At 56.9% G+C, this 18,702-nt stretch carries 23 protein-coding genes and 1 pseudogene; 11 read left to right on the plus strand and 13 right to left on the minus strand.

Translation table 11 applies throughout. From position 1 onward, the window contains the following. Nucleotides 1–8: 8 nt before the first annotated feature. Entirely contained in the window at nucleotides 9–482 is a 474-nt protein-coding gene (locus F3I15_RS07885) for an NUDIX domain-containing protein (RefSeq protein WP_150017357.1), read from the minus strand. Between the two features lie 27 nt (nucleotides 483–509). Further along, on the minus strand, nucleotides 510–1,148 hold the full coding sequence (rluE, locus tag F3I15_RS07890) for a 23S rRNA pseudouridine(2457) synthase RluE (protein WP_370513339.1): 639 nt from the start codon (nucleotides 1,146–1,148) through the stop codon (nucleotides 510–512). Between the two features lie 131 nt (nucleotides 1,149–1,279). On the opposite strand from rluE, the gene icd reads away from it, so the two are divergent. Then, nucleotides 1,280–2,530: an NADP-dependent isocitrate dehydrogenase gene (gene icd, locus F3I15_RS07895; protein WP_039383903.1), complete on the plus strand. Its 1,251-nt coding sequence runs from the start codon at nucleotides 1,280–1,282 to the stop codon at nucleotides 2,528–2,530. Nucleotides 2,531–2,577: 47 nt separating this feature from the next. Here the strand turns inward: icd and F3I15_RS07900 are convergent, their stop codons facing one another. Beyond that, nucleotides 2,578–3,834: a mechanosensitive ion channel family protein gene (locus F3I15_RS07900; protein WP_150017359.1), complete on the minus strand. Its 1,257-nt coding sequence runs from the start codon at nucleotides 3,832–3,834 to the stop codon at nucleotides 2,578–2,580. A 292-nt stretch (nucleotides 3,835–4,126) separates the two neighbouring features. Here F3I15_RS07900 and F3I15_RS07905 point away from each other — a divergent pair, with 292 nt between their 5' ends. Continuing rightward, entirely contained in the window at nucleotides 4,127–4,324 is a 198-nt protein-coding gene (locus F3I15_RS07905; RefSeq protein WP_039383907.1) for a DUF6404 family protein, read from the plus strand. A gap of 39 nt (nucleotides 4,325–4,363) precedes the next feature. Here F3I15_RS07905 and F3I15_RS07910 read toward each other — a convergent pair whose 3' ends face one another. The 3 genes from F3I15_RS07910 to F3I15_RS07920 form a co-directional block, all read right to left on the minus strand. Then, complete coding sequence (locus F3I15_RS07910) at nucleotides 4,364–4,612, minus strand: YqjD family protein (protein ID WP_065649559.1); 249 nt, start codon at nucleotides 4,610–4,612, stop codon at nucleotides 4,364–4,366. Nucleotides 4,613–4,734: 122 nt separating this feature from the next. Then, a complete protein-coding gene (locus F3I15_RS07915; RefSeq protein ID WP_150017360.1) occupies nucleotides 4,735–5,286 on the minus strand; it encodes a hypothetical protein in 552 nt (183 codons plus the stop codon). A 62-nt stretch (nucleotides 5,287–5,348) separates the two neighbouring features. Then, nucleotides 5,349–5,678 (minus strand): hypothetical protein, encoded by a 330-nt coding sequence (locus F3I15_RS07920; RefSeq protein ID WP_150017361.1) that lies wholly within the window; start codon nucleotides 5,676–5,678, stop codon nucleotides 5,349–5,351. 197 nt (nucleotides 5,679–5,875) lie between these two features. Here F3I15_RS07920 and F3I15_RS07925 point away from each other — a divergent pair, with 197 nt between their 5' ends. The 3 genes from F3I15_RS07925 (at nucleotide 5,876) to F3I15_RS07935 (ending at nucleotide 7,025) form a co-directional block, all read left to right on the plus strand. Next, complete coding sequence (locus F3I15_RS07925; RefSeq protein ID WP_150017362.1) at nucleotides 5,876–6,055, plus strand: hypothetical protein; 180 nt, start codon at nucleotides 5,876–5,878, stop codon at nucleotides 6,053–6,055. A 152-nt stretch (nucleotides 6,056–6,207) separates the two neighbouring features. Next, entirely contained in the window at nucleotides 6,208–6,591 is a 384-nt protein-coding gene (locus tag F3I15_RS07930; protein ID WP_150017363.1) for a hypothetical protein, read from the plus strand. A gap of 20 nt (nucleotides 6,592–6,611) precedes the next feature. After that, entirely contained in the window at nucleotides 6,612–7,025 is a 414-nt protein-coding gene (locus F3I15_RS07935) for an N-acetyltransferase (protein ID WP_150017364.1), read from the plus strand. Here F3I15_RS07935 and F3I15_RS07940 read toward each other — a convergent pair whose 3' ends face one another. After that, the gene (locus tag F3I15_RS07940) at nucleotides 7,026–7,688 is read right to left on the minus strand and encodes an MBL fold metallo-hydrolase (RefSeq protein WP_094111809.1); all 663 of its coding nucleotides are present in this window, start codon (nucleotides 7,686–7,688) and stop codon (nucleotides 7,026–7,028) included. 23 nt (nucleotides 7,689–7,711) lie between these two features. Continuing rightward, nucleotides 7,712–8,635: a muramoyltetrapeptide carboxypeptidase gene (ldcA, locus tag F3I15_RS07945; protein WP_150017365.1), complete on the minus strand. Its 924-nt coding sequence runs from the start codon at nucleotides 8,633–8,635 to the stop codon at nucleotides 7,712–7,714. 164 nt (nucleotides 8,636–8,799) lie between these two features. Between ldcA and emtA the strand changes: the two genes are divergently transcribed. After that, a complete protein-coding gene (gene emtA / locus F3I15_RS07950; RefSeq protein ID WP_150017366.1) occupies nucleotides 8,800–9,429 on the plus strand; it encodes a membrane-bound lytic murein transglycosylase EmtA in 630 nt (209 codons plus the stop codon). Nucleotides 9,430–9,444: 15 nt separating this feature from the next. Here emtA and F3I15_RS07955 read toward each other — a convergent pair whose 3' ends face one another. After that, nucleotides 9,445–10,572: a mechanosensitive ion channel family protein gene (locus F3I15_RS07955; protein ID WP_150017367.1), complete on the minus strand. Its 1,128-nt coding sequence runs from the start codon at nucleotides 10,570–10,572 to the stop codon at nucleotides 9,445–9,447. Between the two features lie 89 nt (nucleotides 10,573–10,661). Beyond that, entirely contained in the window at nucleotides 10,662–11,393 is a 732-nt protein-coding gene (locus F3I15_RS07960) for a flagellar brake protein (protein ID WP_150017368.1), read from the minus strand. 171 nt (nucleotides 11,394–11,564) lie between these two features. Between F3I15_RS07960 and F3I15_RS07965 the strand changes: the two genes are divergently transcribed. Further along, the gene (locus tag F3I15_RS07965; RefSeq protein ID WP_039383925.1) at nucleotides 11,565–11,813 is read left to right on the plus strand and encodes a GlsB/YeaQ/YmgE family stress response membrane protein; all 249 of its coding nucleotides are present in this window, start codon (nucleotides 11,565–11,567) and stop codon (nucleotides 11,811–11,813) included. Nucleotides 11,814–11,881: 68 nt separating this feature from the next. Here F3I15_RS07965 and treA read toward each other — a convergent pair whose 3' ends face one another. Then, the gene (gene treA, locus F3I15_RS07970) at nucleotides 11,882–13,561 is read right to left on the minus strand and encodes an alpha,alpha-trehalase TreA (RefSeq protein WP_150017369.1); all 1,680 of its coding nucleotides are present in this window, start codon (nucleotides 13,559–13,561) and stop codon (nucleotides 11,882–11,884) included. 205 nt (nucleotides 13,562–13,766) lie between these two features. Here treA and ghrA point away from each other — a divergent pair, with 205 nt between their 5' ends. Genes ghrA through F3I15_RS07985 form a run of 3 tightly spaced genes read left to right on the plus strand, consistent with a single transcriptional unit; the run spans nucleotide 13,767 to nucleotide 16,049 of the window. After that, complete coding sequence (gene ghrA, locus F3I15_RS07975; RefSeq protein WP_150017370.1) at nucleotides 13,767–14,705, plus strand: glyoxylate/hydroxypyruvate reductase GhrA; 939 nt, start codon at nucleotides 13,767–13,769, stop codon at nucleotides 14,703–14,705. 21 nt (nucleotides 14,706–14,726) lie between these two features. Then, on the plus strand, nucleotides 14,727–15,464 hold the full coding sequence (locus F3I15_RS07980) for a phosphatase (protein WP_150017371.1): 738 nt from the start codon (nucleotides 14,727–14,729) through the stop codon (nucleotides 15,462–15,464). Between the two features lie 24 nt (nucleotides 15,465–15,488). Then, nucleotides 15,489–16,049 carry a molecular chaperone gene (locus F3I15_RS07985; RefSeq protein WP_150017372.1) on the plus strand — a complete coding sequence of 187 codons (561 nt, stop codon included), beginning with the start codon at nucleotides 15,489–15,491 and terminating at the stop codon, nucleotides 16,047–16,049. Between the two features lie 110 nt (nucleotides 16,050–16,159). Here the strand turns inward: F3I15_RS07985 and F3I15_RS07990 are convergent, their stop codons facing one another. Next, nucleotides 16,160–17,044, minus strand: a complete 885-nt coding sequence (locus tag F3I15_RS07990) for a DMT family transporter (RefSeq protein ID WP_150017373.1) — start codon at nucleotides 17,042–17,044, stop codon at nucleotides 16,160–16,162. Nucleotides 17,045–17,295: 251 nt separating this feature from the next. On the opposite strand from F3I15_RS07990, the pseudogene F3I15_RS07995 reads away from it, so the two are divergent. Further along, a pseudogene (locus F3I15_RS07995) lies at nucleotides 17,296–18,008 on the plus strand (glutamine amidotransferase). Here the strand turns inward: F3I15_RS07995 and F3I15_RS08000 are convergent. Then, complete coding sequence (locus tag F3I15_RS08000; protein ID WP_150017374.1) at nucleotides 17,987–18,550, minus strand: class I SAM-dependent methyltransferase; 564 nt, start codon at nucleotides 18,548–18,550, stop codon at nucleotides 17,987–17,989. The pseudogene F3I15_RS07995 and the gene F3I15_RS08000 overlap by 22 nt on opposite strands. Nucleotides 18,551–18,702 lie beyond the last annotated feature (152 nt).

Raw genomic sequence — 18,702 nt, forward strand, 5'->3', positions numbered from 1 at the left:
GCATTCTATCATGGAGTCACGGTATGCGCACCCTTGTGAAACGGCCAGTTAAACGGCGCCACCAGCTGTAGCGGGTAGCGCACGCCCTGTTGCCACAGCCGCACGCTCTCCGCGACCAGCGGCGAACGTAGCTGATCGGACGCAAGAATTTGCTCGGGTGCCAGCCACCAGCAGCAATCGATATCGCTGTCGAGCGGCGTGGTCACGCACGGCGCTGGCAGATCAACGCCAAAGAGAAACCGCACAAAAGGTGTATTATCCGGCGCAATCCACTGCTGCACGCCAAGAAAATAGTGCAGCTCTGCATGGATGCCGGTCTCTTCATACAATTCGCGCAGCGCCGCTTCCTGCAGCGTCTCATCCGCCTCGAGATGGCCCGCTGGCTGATTCCAGGTCACGCGTCCGGCGACACGCTCCTCAACCACCAGCAGTTTACCCTGCGCCTGTACCAGACAGGCGACGGTTACATGAGGTTTAAACATCGTTCGCTCGCTCTGATTAACCTGCGGTTATTGAAACTCAGCGCTGATATCGCGCCACTCGCCGGGAGCAAGCTCATTAAGCTGATGCTCTCCCAGCGCAAAGCGAATCAGACGCAGGGTCGGAAAACCGATATGCGCCGTCATGCGTCGTACCTGCCGGTTGCGCCCTTCATACAGGGTGATTTTCAGCCAGCTGGTGGGGATGGTTTTGCGTTCACGCACCGGTGGCGTGCGCGGCCAGAGCCACTCCGGCTCGCTGACCGCTTCGATACCCGCCGGCAGCGTTATGCCGTCGTTAAGCTCAACGCCGCTGCGCAGCCGGGATAAATCTGATTCCTGCGGCACGCCCTCGACCTGAACAAAGTAAATTTTCCCCGTGCGCCTGCCGGGCTGAGTAAGCTGCGCCTGTAACGCACCATCGTTAGTCAGCAGCATCAGCCCCTCACTGTCGCGATCCAGACGGCCTGCCGCGTAGACGTCGCTGACCGGAATAAAGTCTTTCAGCGTGCGGCGTCCGGCGTCGTCGCTGAATTGCGGCAGGACATCAAAGGGTTTGTTAAATAAAATCACGCGGCGCGGGCCGGTCGGGCGTGCCGGGCGGCGCGCAGCGTGGCGTGACGCCGCGGTGCGTTTAGGTGGGTGAATTTTCTGAGATGTTTTTCGCATGAGCTTTGCAGTAAGTAACAATCAGCGCATTATAACGCGAAATTACGGTGATTGGCGTAGGGGAAATATTCAAGTAGTATTGACCCGCATCTTACAAATCATTAACAAAAAATCGCTCGAAGGAGAGGTTAATGGAAAGCAAAGTAGTTGTTCCGGCAGAAGGTCAGAAAATCACCCTTGATCAGGGCAAACTGAATGTCCCGCATAACCCAATCATTCCTTACATCGAGGGTGATGGTATCGGCGTGGACGTTTCCCCGGTCATGCTGAAAGTGGTTGATGCTGCCGTGAAGAAAGCCTACAACGGCGAGCGTAAAATTTCCTGGATGGAAATCTTTACTGGTGAGAAATCAACAGAACTTTACGGCCAGGATGTCTGGCTGCCGCAGGAAACCCTGGATTTAATCAAAGAGTATCGCGTTGCCATTAAAGGCCCGCTGACCACCCCGGTTGGCGGCGGTATTCGCTCGCTGAACGTGGCACTGCGTCAGGAGCTGGACCTCTACGTCTGCCTGCGTCCGGTACGCTACTACAAGGGCACGCCAAGCCCGGTCAAACGTCCGGAAGAGACCGATATGGTGATCTTCCGTGAGAACTCCGAAGATATCTATGCCGGTATCGAATGGAAAGCGGGTACGCCGGAAGCGGATAAAGTGATCAAATTCCTGCGTGAAGAGATGGGCGTGAAGAAAATTCGCTTCCCGCAGCAGTGCGGTATCGGCGTGAAGCCGTGCTCGGAAGAGGGAACAAAACGCTTGGTCCGTGCGGCGCTTGAATACACCATCACTAACGATCGTGATTCGCTGACGCTGGTTCACAAAGGCAACATCATGAAGTTCACCGAAGGTTCTTTCAAAGACTGGGGCTACCAGCTGGTGAAAGAGGAGTTTGGTGGTGAGCTGATCGACGGTGGCCCGTGGATGAAATTTAACAATCCAAATACCGGCAAAGAGATCATCGTTAAGGATGTGATTGCAGATGCTTTCCTGCAGCAGATCCTGCTGCGTCCGGCAGAGTATGACGTGATTGCCTGTATGAACCTGAACGGCGACTACATCTCTGACGCCCTGGCGGCACAGGTTGGCGGTATCGGTATCGCACCTGGCGCAAACATCGGTGACGAGTGCGCGCTGTTTGAAGCCACGCACGGGACTGCACCAAAATATGCGGGTCAGGATAAAGTGAACCCGGGTTCAGTGATCCTGTCTGCAGAGATGATGCTGCGCCACATGGAGTGGTTTGAAGCGGCTGACCTGATTGTTAAAGGCATGGAAGGCGCAATCGCGGCTAAAACCGTGACCTATGACTTCGAACGTCTGATGGATGGCGCTAAGCTGCTGAAATGTTCAGAGTTTGGTGACGCGATCATCAGCAACATGTAATCTGCTTCAGGCAGAGCGCAAAACGGGAGCCAGTGGCTCCCGTTTTTTTATTCGCCTGTTGTATCGTTCTGACGCAGCGTCTCATCGCGCGCCTGCGACAGGCGCCAGAAATCGTGGCCGCCCGGATGCTGATAAATCCGCAGGGCAAACTGTCCGACGATGGCATAGATATACTCAAATATCGCTGACTGTGAATCTTCGTAATCAGCCCACATGACGGAAGAGGTAAAGCAGTAGACCTCCACCGGTAACCCTTCCGGTGAGGGTTTAAGTGCCCGTACCACGATATACATATCTTTCTTAATATCATCGCGCTGCGTCAGCCAGGCGGTCAGATATTTACGAAATAGGGTCAGATTGGTCAGGCCATTTTCGGCAAACCAGCGGTCGCCTGGCGCGCTGGGTTCACGTCCATCCATCAGCACGGAAAGCTGCTCACTGACCCCGCGTATCTGCATCATCTGCTGCACCAGCTCATAGTCCAGAAAGCGAATGGAGGTCTGGTCAAGATAGAAGCTGCGCATGATACGCCGCGCGCCGGAGGAGAACATCGCCTGCCAGTTGGTATAGGTTTCAGTCAGAAAATTTTTCGTGGGGATACGCGACAGCGTGTTATCCCAGTTGCGAATAGTAATGGTGTGCAGCGCAATATCGATGACCTCACCACTGATGCCGTTATCCGGCATCTCAATCCAGTCGCCGAGCTGCAGCACATCATTTGATGAAACCTGAATGTTGGCCACCAGCGACAGCAGCGTGTGCTGAAATACCAGCATCAGAACGGCTGCCACCGCACCCAGACTGGAAATAATAATTACCGGCGACTTATTCGACATAATCGCCAGGATCATGATCGCGGAGAGAATGTGCACCAGAATCTTACCGATCTGGATATAGCCTTTGATCGAGTGATTTTTACGCCGCGACTTTTTGGTATAGGAGATGTTGATGATCTCCAGCACTTCCGTAAAGAACAGCGAAAGATAGATAAAGAACAGAATGCCGCAGATGGTCTTGACCGCAATCTGCAGATGCTGCGGCAGACCCGGCATAAACTGCAGCAGATAGTAGACGATAATGACCGGGATAAAATTAGAGAGTTTTTCCGACAGGCGGACATCTTTATCCAGCGGTACCTGATTTTTATGCGCGCTGAAAAAGACTTTACGCACCACCTTTACCACAAAAAATTTACAGATAAAGTGCGCAATCATCGCCGCCGCGACCAGCAGCAGCAAGCTGACGGTTGCCGCAAGCGCCGTGTCACCGGCAAGAAAATTCTGGAATGTATAGAAGTAGCTCATGTTAATCAGTAGCCGGTCCGGGATGGCGGGAATTCAAGCATAAAGCCGTACGGGGCGATAAGCGACGCGTGCGCAATTGCGGTCTCAGTCAGAAAATAGTTCAGCACCGCTGACTGCGGCTGCAGTTATACCACTAAGCCCCCCTGACTGACGAGCGGCATCAGATAATTACCCGTGCCATCCGCGCGCTGGCCAGTCGCATAGTTTGAAGCAGTTAACATCCTGAACCGGATAGCCGTGCCTTTTGCAGCAGAAGCCGCTATCGTCAGCGCTCAGTATCGGGGGAGAGACTATGCAGGGTATCGTGAAGTTTGTGAAAGGCTGGCTGCTTTTTTCACTGCTGTGGGGCGTGTTTATGTGGTTTGTCTCCTGGCAGGCGCAGGGAAAAGAGCCGGGCATGGCCGTGGTAATGAGTCTGTATGCGGGATTGATCTATCAGGCGCTGCGTACCATGGTAGCGCGATATAAAGCACGACGCGCGGCGGCGTAAGTGCAGGAACAGCGGGGCCGGCTGGCCCCGCTGACCAGATTATTTGCGGCCCAGCAGGAAACCGACGATCACGCCGATGCTGGCAGCCACGGCCAGACCCGTAGTCGGATTGTCACGGACCGACCTCACCACGCAATCAGCTGCATCCTGTACGGCATAGCTCGCCTGCGCCGGATAGCGCCGTGCTGCACCTTTTGCCTGATGACGGGAAGAACCCGTCAGTTCGCCAAATTTCTCCTGAACTGCACCTGCTGCTTCATTCAATTTTGCTTCCGCTTTGTCAGTCATGTTGACTCCCTGATAGTGGTGAATGTCACTTTCAGCGTAGTCAGAGAATGATGGACCGGCAACCCGACAGCGGTAAAGGTTATGTAACAATCTCTGTTTAACAATGTTTGTTCAGGAACGGTTTACCCCTGACGGCAGCGCCATGAGGGGTACCAGCTCACCAGAAAATGGCGTAAATGGTCACAACACCACTCAGCATCCTCAGGCTGCTGGCAGTAGAACCGGACGGTCACTTTTTCATAGCGCTGCTGGCGCAGGTGCAGCGGCGACCAGCCCCAGTCCAGCACGGTGCGCGCATAGTTGACCAGCGAGCCGGCAGGCATCTCATGCTGACTCTCCTGACAGCCGAGATAGTGCTCAAAGCGCGCTTCCAGCTGTTCTGCTTCATCATGCGTATGCGGTACATCCGGACGAAAAGCGATGTCAATAAAACCGCAGACGCTGTCTTCACGCTGCTGACGATCGCAGGCGAGCGTCATAAAGAGTCCCTCCTGCAGATTCACCTCTTCCAGCAGCCGGCGCATATTTTCAGAATCGTTACCCGCTTTAATTTCGTCGATCCGCTCAGGCTGCTGCGTCAGATCAAACCCGCAGGGATTGACTGAGCCATCTTCATTGGTGGTGGCCGGGAAGGGGAAATCGATGTAGCCGTTATTATCGAGACTCTTTTCCATTATCGGTATCTGCCGCAAGCGTAAACCCTGACAATAAACTATCCTGCGGCGGGGTGCACGGGCTAAGGACACTGCCAGGTGATCATGGTGTTTTCGTAAGGATTGATAAGCCGGAACTGTTTATCGCTCAGGCGCTGGGCATAAAAACCTTCAGTCGTAACGGCAGAGGGGATATAGCGGAAGCGGTCAGTGGAGTGGAGCGGGCCGCTGCTTACTGTGACGTTGTCACTTCTTACAGAGAAAGCGGTCGCCAGATCAAAAATCCAGGCGTGAGTACTGCCCAGCGATTGACCATAAATCGTGGTCACCTCACCAGGACAATCCACTCCTTTTGGCGTCGAACTACAGCCTGTCAGCGCAATAATAATGATGAAATAAGTCAGTTTTAACATGGTCCTGATCCTGGTTCTTTCCCTGTCTGACAGTGGCACGATAACGCGTATCGCTTATATGAGCATAGCAGGTCTGGCTGCACTTCCCATTTGCATTTTGTTTAACTGTTAAGCGGTAAGCAGGTCAGGGGGGTGACTTTGGTAGCAGATAAACGGTATTCTTGCCAGCGCAGTGCANAAAAAGACAGGGTAAATGAATGAGAGAAGAAGAAGCCAGCTTAATGATTCTTCAGCAGGCGATAGATCAGCTGGACGCCGATAAGAAAAAACAGGTCATAAACTGTGTTGCGGCGATCCACGATGTGATGCATAAATTCGATCCAGAAGATGCCGGACTGGCACTCATGCTGGTGGCGGCTCAGGTGGCCGCAGAGTAAGCTTCAGGCCGATGCAATATCGGCGTTATTTCTGCTTTATCACTATGTAGCCGTCCGGCGTGCCTGCTCTGATGCGCGGCACGCCATGCATTAATCTGTTTCCCGCTATGTTACCCTGCAAGTTACGACATTAAACTCAGGTGAAAAACAGCATGAAAATTCTGGTTATAGCCGCGGGACTGCTGGCGTGTCAGGTTGCGCCGGCATGGAGCGAAAGTGAATTTCAGATCACCTGTCCGGGGCGGGCCACGATGACGGTATCCCGCGCCAGTTACGGACTCAGCACGCTGATGTGGCCGAAACGGCATTTTCAGGTGGCCGCGGGACAACAGCGCCTTCACCTCGAAGGGGGCGACAGCGTCGCCATCACGCGCTTCCGCAACGGCGACCGACTGGTCATTAATAAAGAGAGCGGTGAAACCTTTTTCGTTTATGCGCAGAGCGACAAACTGGTTCCCTGTCAGCGTTCAGTAAAGCGCGATGCCGCTATCGTCTCTCTCGATCGTTATGACGATCGTCAGCACGCCTCTTCATAACACCGCACAGGAACAACACCATGTCACTCAGCGTCACCGACAGCGTCACTGCGCAGGATCTCGACGACATCAGACAGGGTCTTAACGCGTTCAACAGCCGCTTTATTGATGTCAGCGAGATCAAAGCGCTGGGCGTGTTTATTCATGATGCAGATGGCGGGAAAATAGCAGGCCTGACAGGATCAACCTGTGGTAACTGGCTGCGTATCGACATGCTGTGGGTCAGTGACGCGCTGCGCGGGCAGGGCGCCGGCACCCGGCTGATAACGGCGGCAGAGAACGAAGCGCGGGCGCGGGGCTGCGTCTATGCGCAGGTGGATACGGCAAGCTTTCAGGCGCGTCCGTTCTATGAAAAACAGGGTTATCAGCTCCGGTTCAGCCTGGATAACTATCCGCGTCATCATCAGCGCCACTATCTCACCAAAGCTCTCTGATTACAGCAGCGGCTGCTGTCGCAGATCCAGCGGCGACTGCTCCGCTTCGTCAATCGCTGCCAGCCAGCCGGACAGATCAGTCTTTACCCATGAAAGGTGACCCCGCGTGGTGCTCATCAGCACCACATCGGGCCGCAGCGTGCGGTAAAGTTCCAGCGACTGCTGCAGCTCGGCAGGATTACTGTCAGGCTTGAGCACGCTGATCCAGCGGTTGTAGTCGCAGGTGAGGGTGTCGCCGACAAACAGATAGGTCTGCCCGAGCGGGGAGTGGTAAAGATAGCTGCTGCTGCCCGGCGTATGGCCCGGCGTTGGCAGCAGATGGAAGTCGCCAAAATGCACCTCCCTGCGGGTAAAGGTTTCATCCGGCTCAACCACCAGGCTAACCGGACCCAGTGAGCGGCTGTGGCAGTAAAGCGCACTGCTGAAGCGCTGCTGAATAAGGCGTGCTCCCGGCGCCGCCTCATGCCAGTGCGTAAGATAGTGACGAATAACGCCACCCGCCTCTGCCAGAAACTCATGATCGAGCGGATTCTCAACCCGGCCAATCAGCAGGTTGCCGCGTGGATGCCGCAGCATAAAGCCATGCATCATCAGGTCATTAGCGGTCTCTTCAGCGGGAAATTCCGGCGTGGAGATCCATAAGTCTTCATAAAGCGGCTTCAGAGGGCGATCTCCTGCATGTAGTCTTATCGCAGCACCGGATGTCCGGTGATGCTGAGCCGCGCGTTACCGGCATTTACATCAAGCGTAGCATGCGCACCCAGCGGCAGCGTGACGGTATCAGGCGCGTGTCCAAACGCCAGATCGCTTATCACCGGCAGCTGATACTCATCGCGCAGGCGCTGCCAGACCGTGTCGAAACCGAAGCCGTTATCATAGGCGCTGAGAGAGGTACTGGTAAAACTACCGGTAATAATCGCCTGCTGACGTGCCAGAATGCCGCACTGCTGCAGCTGCAGCAGCATGCGTTCGATGCGAAACGGATGTTCATTAACATCTTCAATCACCAGAATGCCGTCTTCAATCTGAGGCAGCCACGGGGTGCCAATCAGCGTGCAGATCATCGCCAGGTTACCGCCCCACAGGCGGCCCTGCCAGCTGCCGCAGTCCGGGCTTTCGCTCTGCCAGTCCACTTTCAGTTCCGGAGAGGAAACGGCCTGCCAGAAATGGTGTTCGGTAAACGCTGAAACGGGATCCGCGCCGAAATTACCGGCCAGCATTGGGCCGCTGAAGCTTATCAGGCCGGTCTGCGCCAGCAGCGCCAGCTGAATAGCGGTAAAGTCACTGTGGCCGCACAGCGCAACCGGCTCACTGTTCAGACGCTGCGCGATACCGCGATAATCCAGCTTGTCCAGCAGGCGGGTCGCACCGTAGCCGCCGCGCACCGCCAGAATAATATCCGGCAGCGTGTCTGACGCCGCCAGCGCATTGATATCCGCCAGGCGTTCTGCGTCCGTACCGGCAAAGCGCTGAAAGCGGCGGGCAACCACTGCGCTATTCTCCACCCGGTGGCCTGCATGCTGAAGCCGCTCAATGCCGCGCCGGGCAGCGTCCTGGTTGTGGCAATAGCCAGAAGGGGCGATTAAACGAAAGGAACGGGCTGGGTGCATTACGCTTTTCCTGCTCTCTGCTTATGTGTCCATAGTGACAAACTGCGTGAACGGCGTCACGACAGCAAAATGAATTTTGTCATTTTCAGAATAACGGTAGTTTTACTGCCGGCCGTCATGGCTATGATAGCCTGCGCCTCTCTTATAGCGGAACCTGAAAAACAGTGAAATTTCGACTACTTATGCTCTCTGCTTTACTGCTGGCAGGCTGTGCCAGTGAACCGGAAAAACCCAGAGTGCCTGAGCGCAATACGCCTCTCACTCAGGCTCCGCCCTCAAAAATTAATGATGCCTGGGCGCTGTTTACAGAAGATGCTGCCACTCATTATGGCGTTGATGAGAAGTTAATCAGCGCCATTATCAGTGTCGAATCGGGCGGTAATCCTGCTGCAGTGAGCCGCTCTAACGCGGTGGGCCTGATGCAGATCAAGGCCTCGACGGCGGGGCGCGAAGTTTATCGCGTGCAGGGCCGTCGCGGGCAGCCCTCAACGGCCGAGCTGCGCGATCCGGCTAAAAACATCGATATTGGCGTCGCCTATCTGCGTATTCTGCAGGAGTCGGCACTGGCCGGTATCCGCGATCCGCTGACGCTGCGCTACGCCACCATTGTCTCCTATGCCAACGGAGCCGGCGCGCTACTGCGCACCTTCTCACGCGATCGCGACCGCGCCATTGCGATGATTAACGCGATGTCGCCGGATGAGTTTTACCAGCATGTGCAAAACAAACATCCGGCCGCGCAGGCACCGCGCTATCTGTGGAAAGTGACCACCGCCTACCGCACTATTGGCTAGCGCGGTGCGCGCAGCTTAACGCTGCGCGCTCTGTGCCGGTGCTTCATTGGATGCATCGCTGAGATTAATACGCGGCAGCACTCCACCGGTAAACTCGACGCGGCGCATCGGGAAGGCGAAGCGGATCTGCTTCTGCTCCAGCTGCGCCATCAGCTGCAGGTTAATCTCCTGCTGAATATCCATGTAAACATTGTAATCCGCGCTCAGCACAAAATAGACCACTTCAAACGTCAGCTGCGACTCATCAAACGAGAGAAAGTGCGCCCGATCAAAACGGGTATTGGGCACGCCTTCGATAATCGTTTTCACCATGCCGCCAATCTGCCGCACTTTCTCCGCCGGTGTACCGTAGTTAATGCCGAACTTAAACACGATGCGCCGCTGCTGCATACGTTTGTAGTTGTGGATCGTCTGCTGTAACAGAATGGTGTTAGAGCAGACGATCTGTTCGCCGCCGAGGCTGCGCAGACGCGTGGTTTTCAGGCCAATATGCTCAATGGAACCTGCGATATCGCCGAACACAATAAAATCACCGTGCTCAAACGGTTTATCAAAGCCGATCGCCAGCGACGCAAACACATCGCTCAGCACGGTCTGAATCGCCAGTGCAATGGCGATACCGCCGACGCCTAAACTGGCCACCAGTGCGGTAATGTCGATCCCCATGTTGGAGAGGATCGCCAGCAGCATCATTACCCATACCACCACCCGCAGCAGAATGCCGAGGATCACGGTGGTGACCGGATTACGCACGTGCAGCGGATCGCGCAGCATGCTTTTCAGCCATAAACGGATGCCGCAGTCAATCCACAGCGTGAACTGCAAAATCAGCGCGAGGAACCAGCTGTGGGCAATCGCCACGCTCCAGTTGGCTGGCAGGTCCGCAAACTTCAGCGAAATCAGCAGGGAGAAGATCAGCAGCAGCGACTGGCTGGTGCTGCGCAGGATCTCAACAAGGATGGCGGTGAAGCGCACATGGCGCTGTTCGCTGTAGCGGGCGATACGATTTGAGACAAAGCGGATAGCGGTGCGCAGCAGCCACCAGACGATAAGAGTACCAAAGAGGATGATGGCGCTATTGATCCAGAGGGTTTGATTAAGAAAAATGCGTTGCCAGCCAGAGGCTGAAAGCCAGTTTTCCATGGGGGAGTTTCTCCTTGCCGGGCGCTGGTTAAAATAAAGGGCAAGGAGAAGCATAGCCTGTCTGAGATATCCTGCAGGCGTAACGGCAGTTACTGAAAGCGGCTCGCCTTATCGCGTGCCAGCCGTTCAAGCGCGAAGATCACCTGCTGCAGCTGGCGCTCCTGCACGGGTTCAATGGCGGTGAAACGAAAGCTTAGCCGCGGTATCACGCAGGCTTCGCCTTTACGGACTACGCTGCGCTCGCCAATATGAAGCAGCTCTGCGGTGACCTCAAACTGGCCAAATTCACCCAGCTCAACCCGCAGCTGGCTGAACTTATCTCCCCGGGCAAGGCCCTCCGGCAGCGGCCCTTCCGGCAATACCCCGACCCCGCCCAGCGAAAGATCCTGCAGGCGAAAGCGCGCCTGACTGCCGTCCGGCCACTGGGTGTAACACCAGAAAACCGGCTCCAGCGGGGCGTTGATGCGGAAAAATTCGCGGCGCTGGATTTGCCAGGCGCACGCCGGCAGCGGCGCGCTGAATGCGGGTAAGCCTTCATACTCAACCAGCGTCAGGGCAGCGAGGGTGAACTCAATTTTGGCGCCGTAGGTTTCGGCGCAGACGCTGAAGTCGGGACTCTCCAGCACCCACTCATTGCTCAGCGCATTGCTGCCCAGATCGAAAATAATGCACTCCTCATCGGCAACCAGCAGGCGGCTGATAAACTGCCCGCGATTAAACGTTACCATCAGCGGAGTTTGGTAGCGCGACAGATCCCTCATCACATTCAAAACCGCTAACGTACCCCGCTTGAGATACTGTTCGTTATCGGCATCTTTCACATCCTGCTCCCCGCTGCTGCGCATATCATCGTTATGCGACGATTATCGGCGTAACGCTCTGAATCTTTAGCGGCTGGCTGATGATTAAAGCGGCAGTTGCGCTGCAGGGAAAAAAATCCCGTCTATACTTATCGCAGTGAACACCTTGATTCATAACGTAAGGAGCAACAAATGGGTATTCTTTCATGGATTATTTTTGGTCTGATCGCCGGTATTCTCGCTAAGTGGATTATGCCAGGTAAAGATGGCGGCGGCTTCATCCTGACTGTGGTACTGGGTATTATCGGTGCGGTTGTCGGCGGCTGGATCAGTACCCTGTTTGGTTTTGGCAGAGTTGACGGGTTTAACTTCGGCAGCTTTGTTGTCGCGGTGATCGGTGCCATTGTCGTACTGTTTATCTACCGCAAAGTGCGCAGTTAATTCTGCCCGCATAAAAAAAACCGCGGCCCCGGGGCTGCGGTTTTTTTTCGGCTGTAGCCGGCGCGAAATTAATTCGCGTGCTGCAGCGCCGGCATATCAGGGATATCACTGGCGCTGTTACAGGTTTTTTCTTTCGGGCAATATTTATCCAGCAGCATCAGCGTCACGCCGTTGGTCCAGCCAAAACCATCCTGCAGCGGATATTCACCGCCGCCGCCGCCGCCCAGCTGCGCGCCCTCAACCACATATTTTTCCACCAGCTTATGCTCTTTGTCATAGGTCTGCTGGACGTTTTGCAGGAAGCGCTGGCCAATCTGTCGTGCCAGCTGCGGCTGGTTGTAATGCTCCAGCCCCTCTACCGCGACCCACTGCAGCGGAGCCCAGCCATTAGGCGCATCCCACTGCTGGCCATTATTGACTGTGGTTGTCACCAGACCACCAGGTTTAAGCAGCTGTTTTTCTACTGCAGAAGCGGTACGTTCAGCCTGCTTGTCTCCGGCCAGCTGCATATAGAGCGGGAAAAGAGCGGCCGCCGTCAGCTGGTTGTGAACCTGTTTTTTACTGAAATCGTAATCGGCATACCAGCCCTGTTTCTCATCCCATAGATAACGATTGATCGCGGCCTGGCGTTTTTCTGCCGCCGCGGCAAAGGCTTTCGCCTGGTCATCCTGTTTTGCCAGCCGGGCTGATTTTGACAGCGTCTGCTCCAGATGAAACAGCAGGCTGTTGAGATCGACCGGCACCAGCGCTGTGGTGCGGATGGAGGCGAGATTATGCGCATCGGTAAACCAGCGCGAACTGAAATCCCAGCCCGACGCCGCGCCGGCGCGCAGATCGCGCCAGAGCTGCGGTTTGTCACGTTCCGGGGTTTTTTCTGCTGTCTTCACATCGTCCAGCCAGGATTCTGTACGCGGCACGTCGCGCGCGTCCCAGTAGCGGTTAAGCAGGGTGCCATCGGAGAGTTTTACCACCCGCTTGCTGGCGTGGCCGGCCGCTACGCTGTCGCTGTCAGCCATCCAGTAGTCATACTCTTTCTGCAGCTGCGGCTGATAGTGCCGGTAAACCTCATCGCCTTTATGCGTGGCCAGCAGGTCTACCATCAGGCTAAAGAACGGCGGCTGCGACCGGCTGAGGTAATAGCTGCGGTTGCCGTTAGGGATATGCCCGTAGCGATCGAGTTCGGTGGCAAAGTTATCGACCATATCCTGCACGCGGTCCCAGTTACCGCTTTCCGCCAGGCCCAGCATGGTGAAATAGCTGTCCCAGTAATAGACCTCGCGGAAGCGCCCGCCCGGCACAACGTAAGGCTTCGGCAGCGGCAGCAGTGAATCATACTGGCTGGCATCAGGCGTGCTGCGCGTCAGCACCGGCCACAGGCCGTTGATATGCTCACGCAGGCTCTGCCCGGCGGGCGGTACATATTTGTCCTGCTCTTTGGGCAGGGTAAAGTTCATGTCAACGAAGCGTTTAAGATCAAAATTGCGCTGCTTCTTTTGCATCTGCCAGTCAGCGAGAATCGAGGCGGGATCGTATTTCGGGATCGCGTCAGCAAAGGTTTTCTGATCGGGATAGAACTGCGCTTTCTGCACGGCGCTAAAGAGCGGACCCAGACGTACATCGGGCGGCTGCGGCTGCTGGCTCAGCATCCGGCTTCCGGTTTCGGCATGGGCCAGCGTGCTGGTTGCCAGCAGGGCAGTGGTAAGCAGCAGAGAGAGGCGCGCGGGCATCAATATGACATTTTTTCTCATCGGTTTTTCTCCTTGTCCGAAAACGTGGTGCGCTAACGTATTGACCACTCAAACAACTTTAGTCGCTATCGCGCTGGCTGGCGCTGCAGGGCGATGGAAATGTGAAGCGCTGCCGGGTAATTACGTGGGAAATTGTTGCCGCTGACGGTTTTTTACTTGCTCCGCCGCGCGGTTTACCGGAGGCTGAAAGAAAATAAGGAGGCGTATGAAGATTATCTGGTATCACCCGTCAATGGAGGCGCAGCGCTGGCTGACGGGACTCGCCCGGCGGCTGCCGGACGCGGAAATCCGGCTGTGGCAGCCGGGCGATAATGGCCGTGCGGATTATGCCGTTGTACGTTCGCCGCCGGTGGAGATGCTGGCGGAGCGTAGCCTGAAAGGGCTGTTCGCGATGGGGGCGGGCGTTGATGAACTTCTGCAGCAGCAGCGTCAGCACCCTGACAGGCTCAGCGCGCAGGTGCCGCTGTATCGCCTTGAGGATACCGGCATGGCACAGCAGATGCAGGAGTATGCGAACTGGTGCGTGCTGGGCTGGTATCGCCGCTTTGCTGACTATCAGCGCCAGCAGCAGGCGCACTGCTGGCAGCCGCTGCCGCTGCCGGCGCGTGACGCCTTCACCATTGGCGTGCTTGGCGCGGGCGTACTGGGCCGCAGCGTGCTGGAGAGCCTGCAGCAGTGGGGATTCCCGCTGCGCTGCTGGAGTCGTACGCCGAAGAGCCTGCCTGGCGTGCGCGCCTTCCACGGTGCCGCCGCGCTGCACGACTTTCTTGCCGGCTGCCAGGTCGTGATTGATCTGCTGCCCGCCACGCCGGAAACCACCAATCTTGTTAACGCTGATTTCCTGCGCGCGCTGCCGCACGGCGCATATTTTCTTAACCTGGCGCGCGGCGCGCATGTGGTTGAAGCGGATCTGCTGGCAGCGCTCAACAGCGGGCAACTTGCCGCCGCCGCGCTGGATGTCTTTCAGCAGGAGCCGCTGCCGGCGGAAAATGCGCTCTGGCAGCATCCGCACGTTACCCTCACGCCACACAGTGCTGCCATTACGCTGCCGGAGCAGGCGATGGACGCCATCGCCAGCGCGATTCAGCAGCTGGAAAAAGGGCAGCAGCCCCCGGGGCGCGTGGATCGCCAGCGCGGCTATTAACTTATCTCAGAGGAGCAAACTATGTATCCCGTTGATCTGCACATGCACACCGTTGCCAGCACGCACGCCTACAGCACGCTGCACGACTATGTCGCCCAGGCGAAACAGAACGGCCTGAAGCTATTTGCCATTACCGACCACGGCCCCGATATGGCGGATGCGCCGCATCACTGGCATTTCATTAATATGCGCATCTGGCCGCGGGTTGTTGACGGCGTCGGGATCCTGCGCGGAATTGAAGCGAACATTAAGAACCAGCAGGGTGAAATCGACTGCAGCGGGCCGATGCTGGATGCCCTGGATCTGATCGTGGCGGGCTTTCACGAGCCGGTCTATACGCCGCGCGATAAAGCGCACCATACTGAGGCGATGATCGCAGCGATGGCAGGCGGGCTGGTGCATATCATCAGCCATCCGGGCAACCCCAGGTTCCCGGTGGATATCCGCGCCATTGCTGAAGCCGCGGCCCACTACAACGTGGCGCTGGAGATCAATAACTCCTCGTTTACCCATTCGCGTCCGGGCAGTGAACCTAACTGCCGCGCGATTGCGGAGGCGGTGCGCGAAGCGGGCGGGTGGCTGGCATTTGGCTCCGATTCCCACACCGCCTTTACGCTGGGACATTTTGAGCACTGCCTGCGCATTACGCGCGAGGTGGATTTCCCTGAAGATGGGGTGTTAAATGTCACGCCGCGCCGCCTGCTCGACTTTCTGGAGCAGCGCAGCGGTAAACGGATCGCGGAATTACTGGATTTTTAATGTTGTAGTGAGGAATGCTGCCAGATGAATGAGTTTTCTATGCTTTGCCGGGTGATCGGCTCCCTGTTTAACCGTCAGCCCCAGGATCCGCTGCTGATGCCGCTGTTTACGCTGCTGCGCGAAGGCAAAATGCAGGCACAGTGGCCGCTGGAGCAGGATGCGCTGCTGACGCGTCTGCAGCAGAGCAGCGATCCGCAGGCGCTGGCAGCGGATTACAACGCGCTGTTTGTCGGTCAGGAGTGCAGCGTGCCGCCTTACGCGTCACAGTGGCCGGAAGGCGCGCCGGAAACGGAGATCCGGGCGTTTCTCAGCGCGCGCGGCATGCCGCTCAGTGACGCGCCCGCCGATCACTTTGGCGTACTGCTGCTGGCGGCGTCGTGGCTGGAAGATCAGTCTGCAGAAGATGAATCTGACGCGCAGCGCGCGCTGTTTGAATCTTATCTGCTGCCGTGGTGCGGTGCGTTCCTTGGCAAAGTTGAAGCGCACGCCACCACGGCGTTTTATCGCACGCTGGCTGAGCTGAGCCGCGAGGCGATCCAGACAATGTATGATGAGCTGAGCGAAGACGATACGCCGCAGGCGTAATCGTTCCGCGCAGGGGGCGCTGCCGGAGGCGTTCGCTGCAGCTGCACAAAAGCAGTGACGTGCGGCTAAAGCCTGCAGACTCCGGCGGATGCAGGCTAAGCGAAGAGAGACTAACGCCGGCGCAGACGCGGAAAACGTGCGTGCATGCGCAGATTGCGCAGGTTAAGCACGGCAATGGCGGTGCCCAGCACCACCAGCGATGCGCCAAATACTTTGAAACTGTTCATGCTGTCGCCCAGCACCGTCACGCCCATGATGACAGCCAGCACCGGCGTCAGCAGCGAATAGGGCATGATCAGATTAACATTATATTTTTTCAGCAGGGCGTACCACAGCGTATAGGCAACAATCGAAGAGGCGATAGCGCTGTAAAGAATGCCGAACCAGCCGTGCCAGCCCGCCGCCTGCAGGGCGCTGAACTGATTCGACTCTGTCAGCCATGAGGCAGCGCCAACCAGCGGCACGGCGAGGAATGAGATCCAGCCGGTCAGCGTCAGCGGACTAATGGGCGGCGACTTTTTAACAATCATGTTGCTGACCGCCCAGCCAAACGCGCTGCAGAGCAGGATACAGAGTACCCACCAGGCGGGGATAGTCGGGCTGCCGGAGAGCACGGCCACGCCGCTCAGAGAGATAGCAATGCCGCACAGCTGCACCAGCCGCAGCTTCTCTTTCAGGATCGCCATCGCCAGCAGCATCGCAATGGGTGTGCCCAGCTGTACAACGATAGCTGCCGTACCGGCATCGGTATAGCGCATGCCGACAAACAGCAGCGAGAAATGCATAAAGCCAAAGGTAAACGCGAGGGTGATGAGCCACGGCAGCTGCGCGCGCGTAATACGACAAAAGGGCACCAGGATCAGAGCGACCACGACAAAACGCATCCACGTCAGAAACAGCGGCGGCAGCTCCAGAAGGCCCCACTTAACCGCCACGTTGTTAAACGCCCAGGTCGAAACCACAAACAGAATCAGAAAAAAATGCCGTACGGCCACGCTGTTATCCTTCACAGAAAAATGAACTTACGCTTAATAATGGCATGAAGCCTGCCGCACAGGACATACCAACCCGGCGGTTTAGCACTCAACAGCAAAAGCGCCGCTATATAATTACAACATACTATTATCCGGGCGCTATCCTGACATCAGCTTCTGCATAAGCATGTTGCGGAATAACATAAGACACGGCTGGCAATTGCTGTCACAGTAGCGCTTAACAGCGGACGCAGCAGAGGAGCCTGCCGGCAATGACGGAGCGTTATACCTTACCCCTGGCATTAATACAGCTTGAAGTTCCGCCCCCTCAGGTGGTGGCGAAAATTGGCGAACAGCCTGCGTGGTTTATTGACGCGCTGCAGCTGCAGGCGGATGACTATATTATCGTGCGTCCGCACCGGGGTGACGCGCTTCCCGGCTGGCAGGAGATTAGCGGGGCGATCCTTAGCGGCTCCTGGGCGATGGTGACCGATCACGCCGGATGGAGTGAGCGCACTGCGGCCTGGATACGCGGCGCAATGGAGGCGCAGCTGCCGCTGCTTGGCGTCTGCTACGGCCATCAGCTGATGGCGTATGCGCTGGGGGGGAGGTGGGTGATAATCCCCGCGGCTGGGAGCGCGGGCTGCAGACCGTCACGCGGACCGCTTCGGATGCCTGGCTGAACGGGCTGCCGGCGCACTTTTCCGCCTGGCTGTCGCACCGGCAGTCGGTACTGGTCCCGCCGCCGCAGGCCACGGTTCTGGCGCGCTCAGCGCTGGATGCGTGTCAGGTGTTACGCTACTCGCCGCAGGCATTTTCCGTTCAGTTTCATCCGGAGTTCAGTCGCGAGATCATGACGGCCTGTACACCGGCTGACGTACAGCCGGATAGCGCGGTAATGGGTGATACTGACTGGGCGCGTACGCTGCTGCAGCGCTTCTGGCAGCAGGTACGGCCCCGGGATCAGGAAGCGTCGCAGCGCTGACAGCGATAGACCCAGGCGGGCGGCATATTTTTCAGCACCCGCTGCCGCTGCCAGACAAAATAGCGCGACAGATCGTGCCGGGTGAGCGAGGTGTACTGAAACTGGACAAATACGCCCCGGGGCGCCAGCGCCTTATGCACCGCGCTCAGAATGGTATGACGCGTGGCCGCAGGCAGCGACAGCAGCGGCAGGCCGGAAAATACAGCGTCATACTCACCCTGCAGCAGCTCCGCTGAGTGTGCCTGAACCCGCATGCGCGGATCGTGCCACTGACGAAGTTCTGCTGCCAGCTGCGGATTAATTTCAAACACGTCAAGCTGCGCGGCCGGTACCATCCGTGACAGCAGCTGGCGGGTCAGCACGCCATCACCGGCGCCCAGTTCAGCCACCCGCAGGCTGCTATCCCACTCTACCGCATTGCACATACAGCGGCATAACGCCGCTGATGAAGGGGTGACGCTGCCGATTGTGCGCGGATCGCGAATAAACTGCTGTACAAAGTTCGCTTTGGCCCGCATTAGCATCATGGCTGAAGCCAGCATCTTTCTCTCCTGAATCTGTGGTCTGCAGGGTATTGACCACAGATAACGCTCAGGTTTCGCTTTAGCGCGGCAAAAAAGCCAAACTCAGAACATTCCGGCACAAGCGATTCTGTCCCGCTTTAACACCGATTTCCCGCGCCGGCTCACAGTTT

This window comes from Pantoea sp. M_9, from assembly GCF_008631385.1.
Taxonomy (GTDB): domain Bacteria; phylum Pseudomonadota; class Gammaproteobacteria; order Enterobacterales; family Enterobacteriaceae; genus Pantoea; species Pantoea eucrina.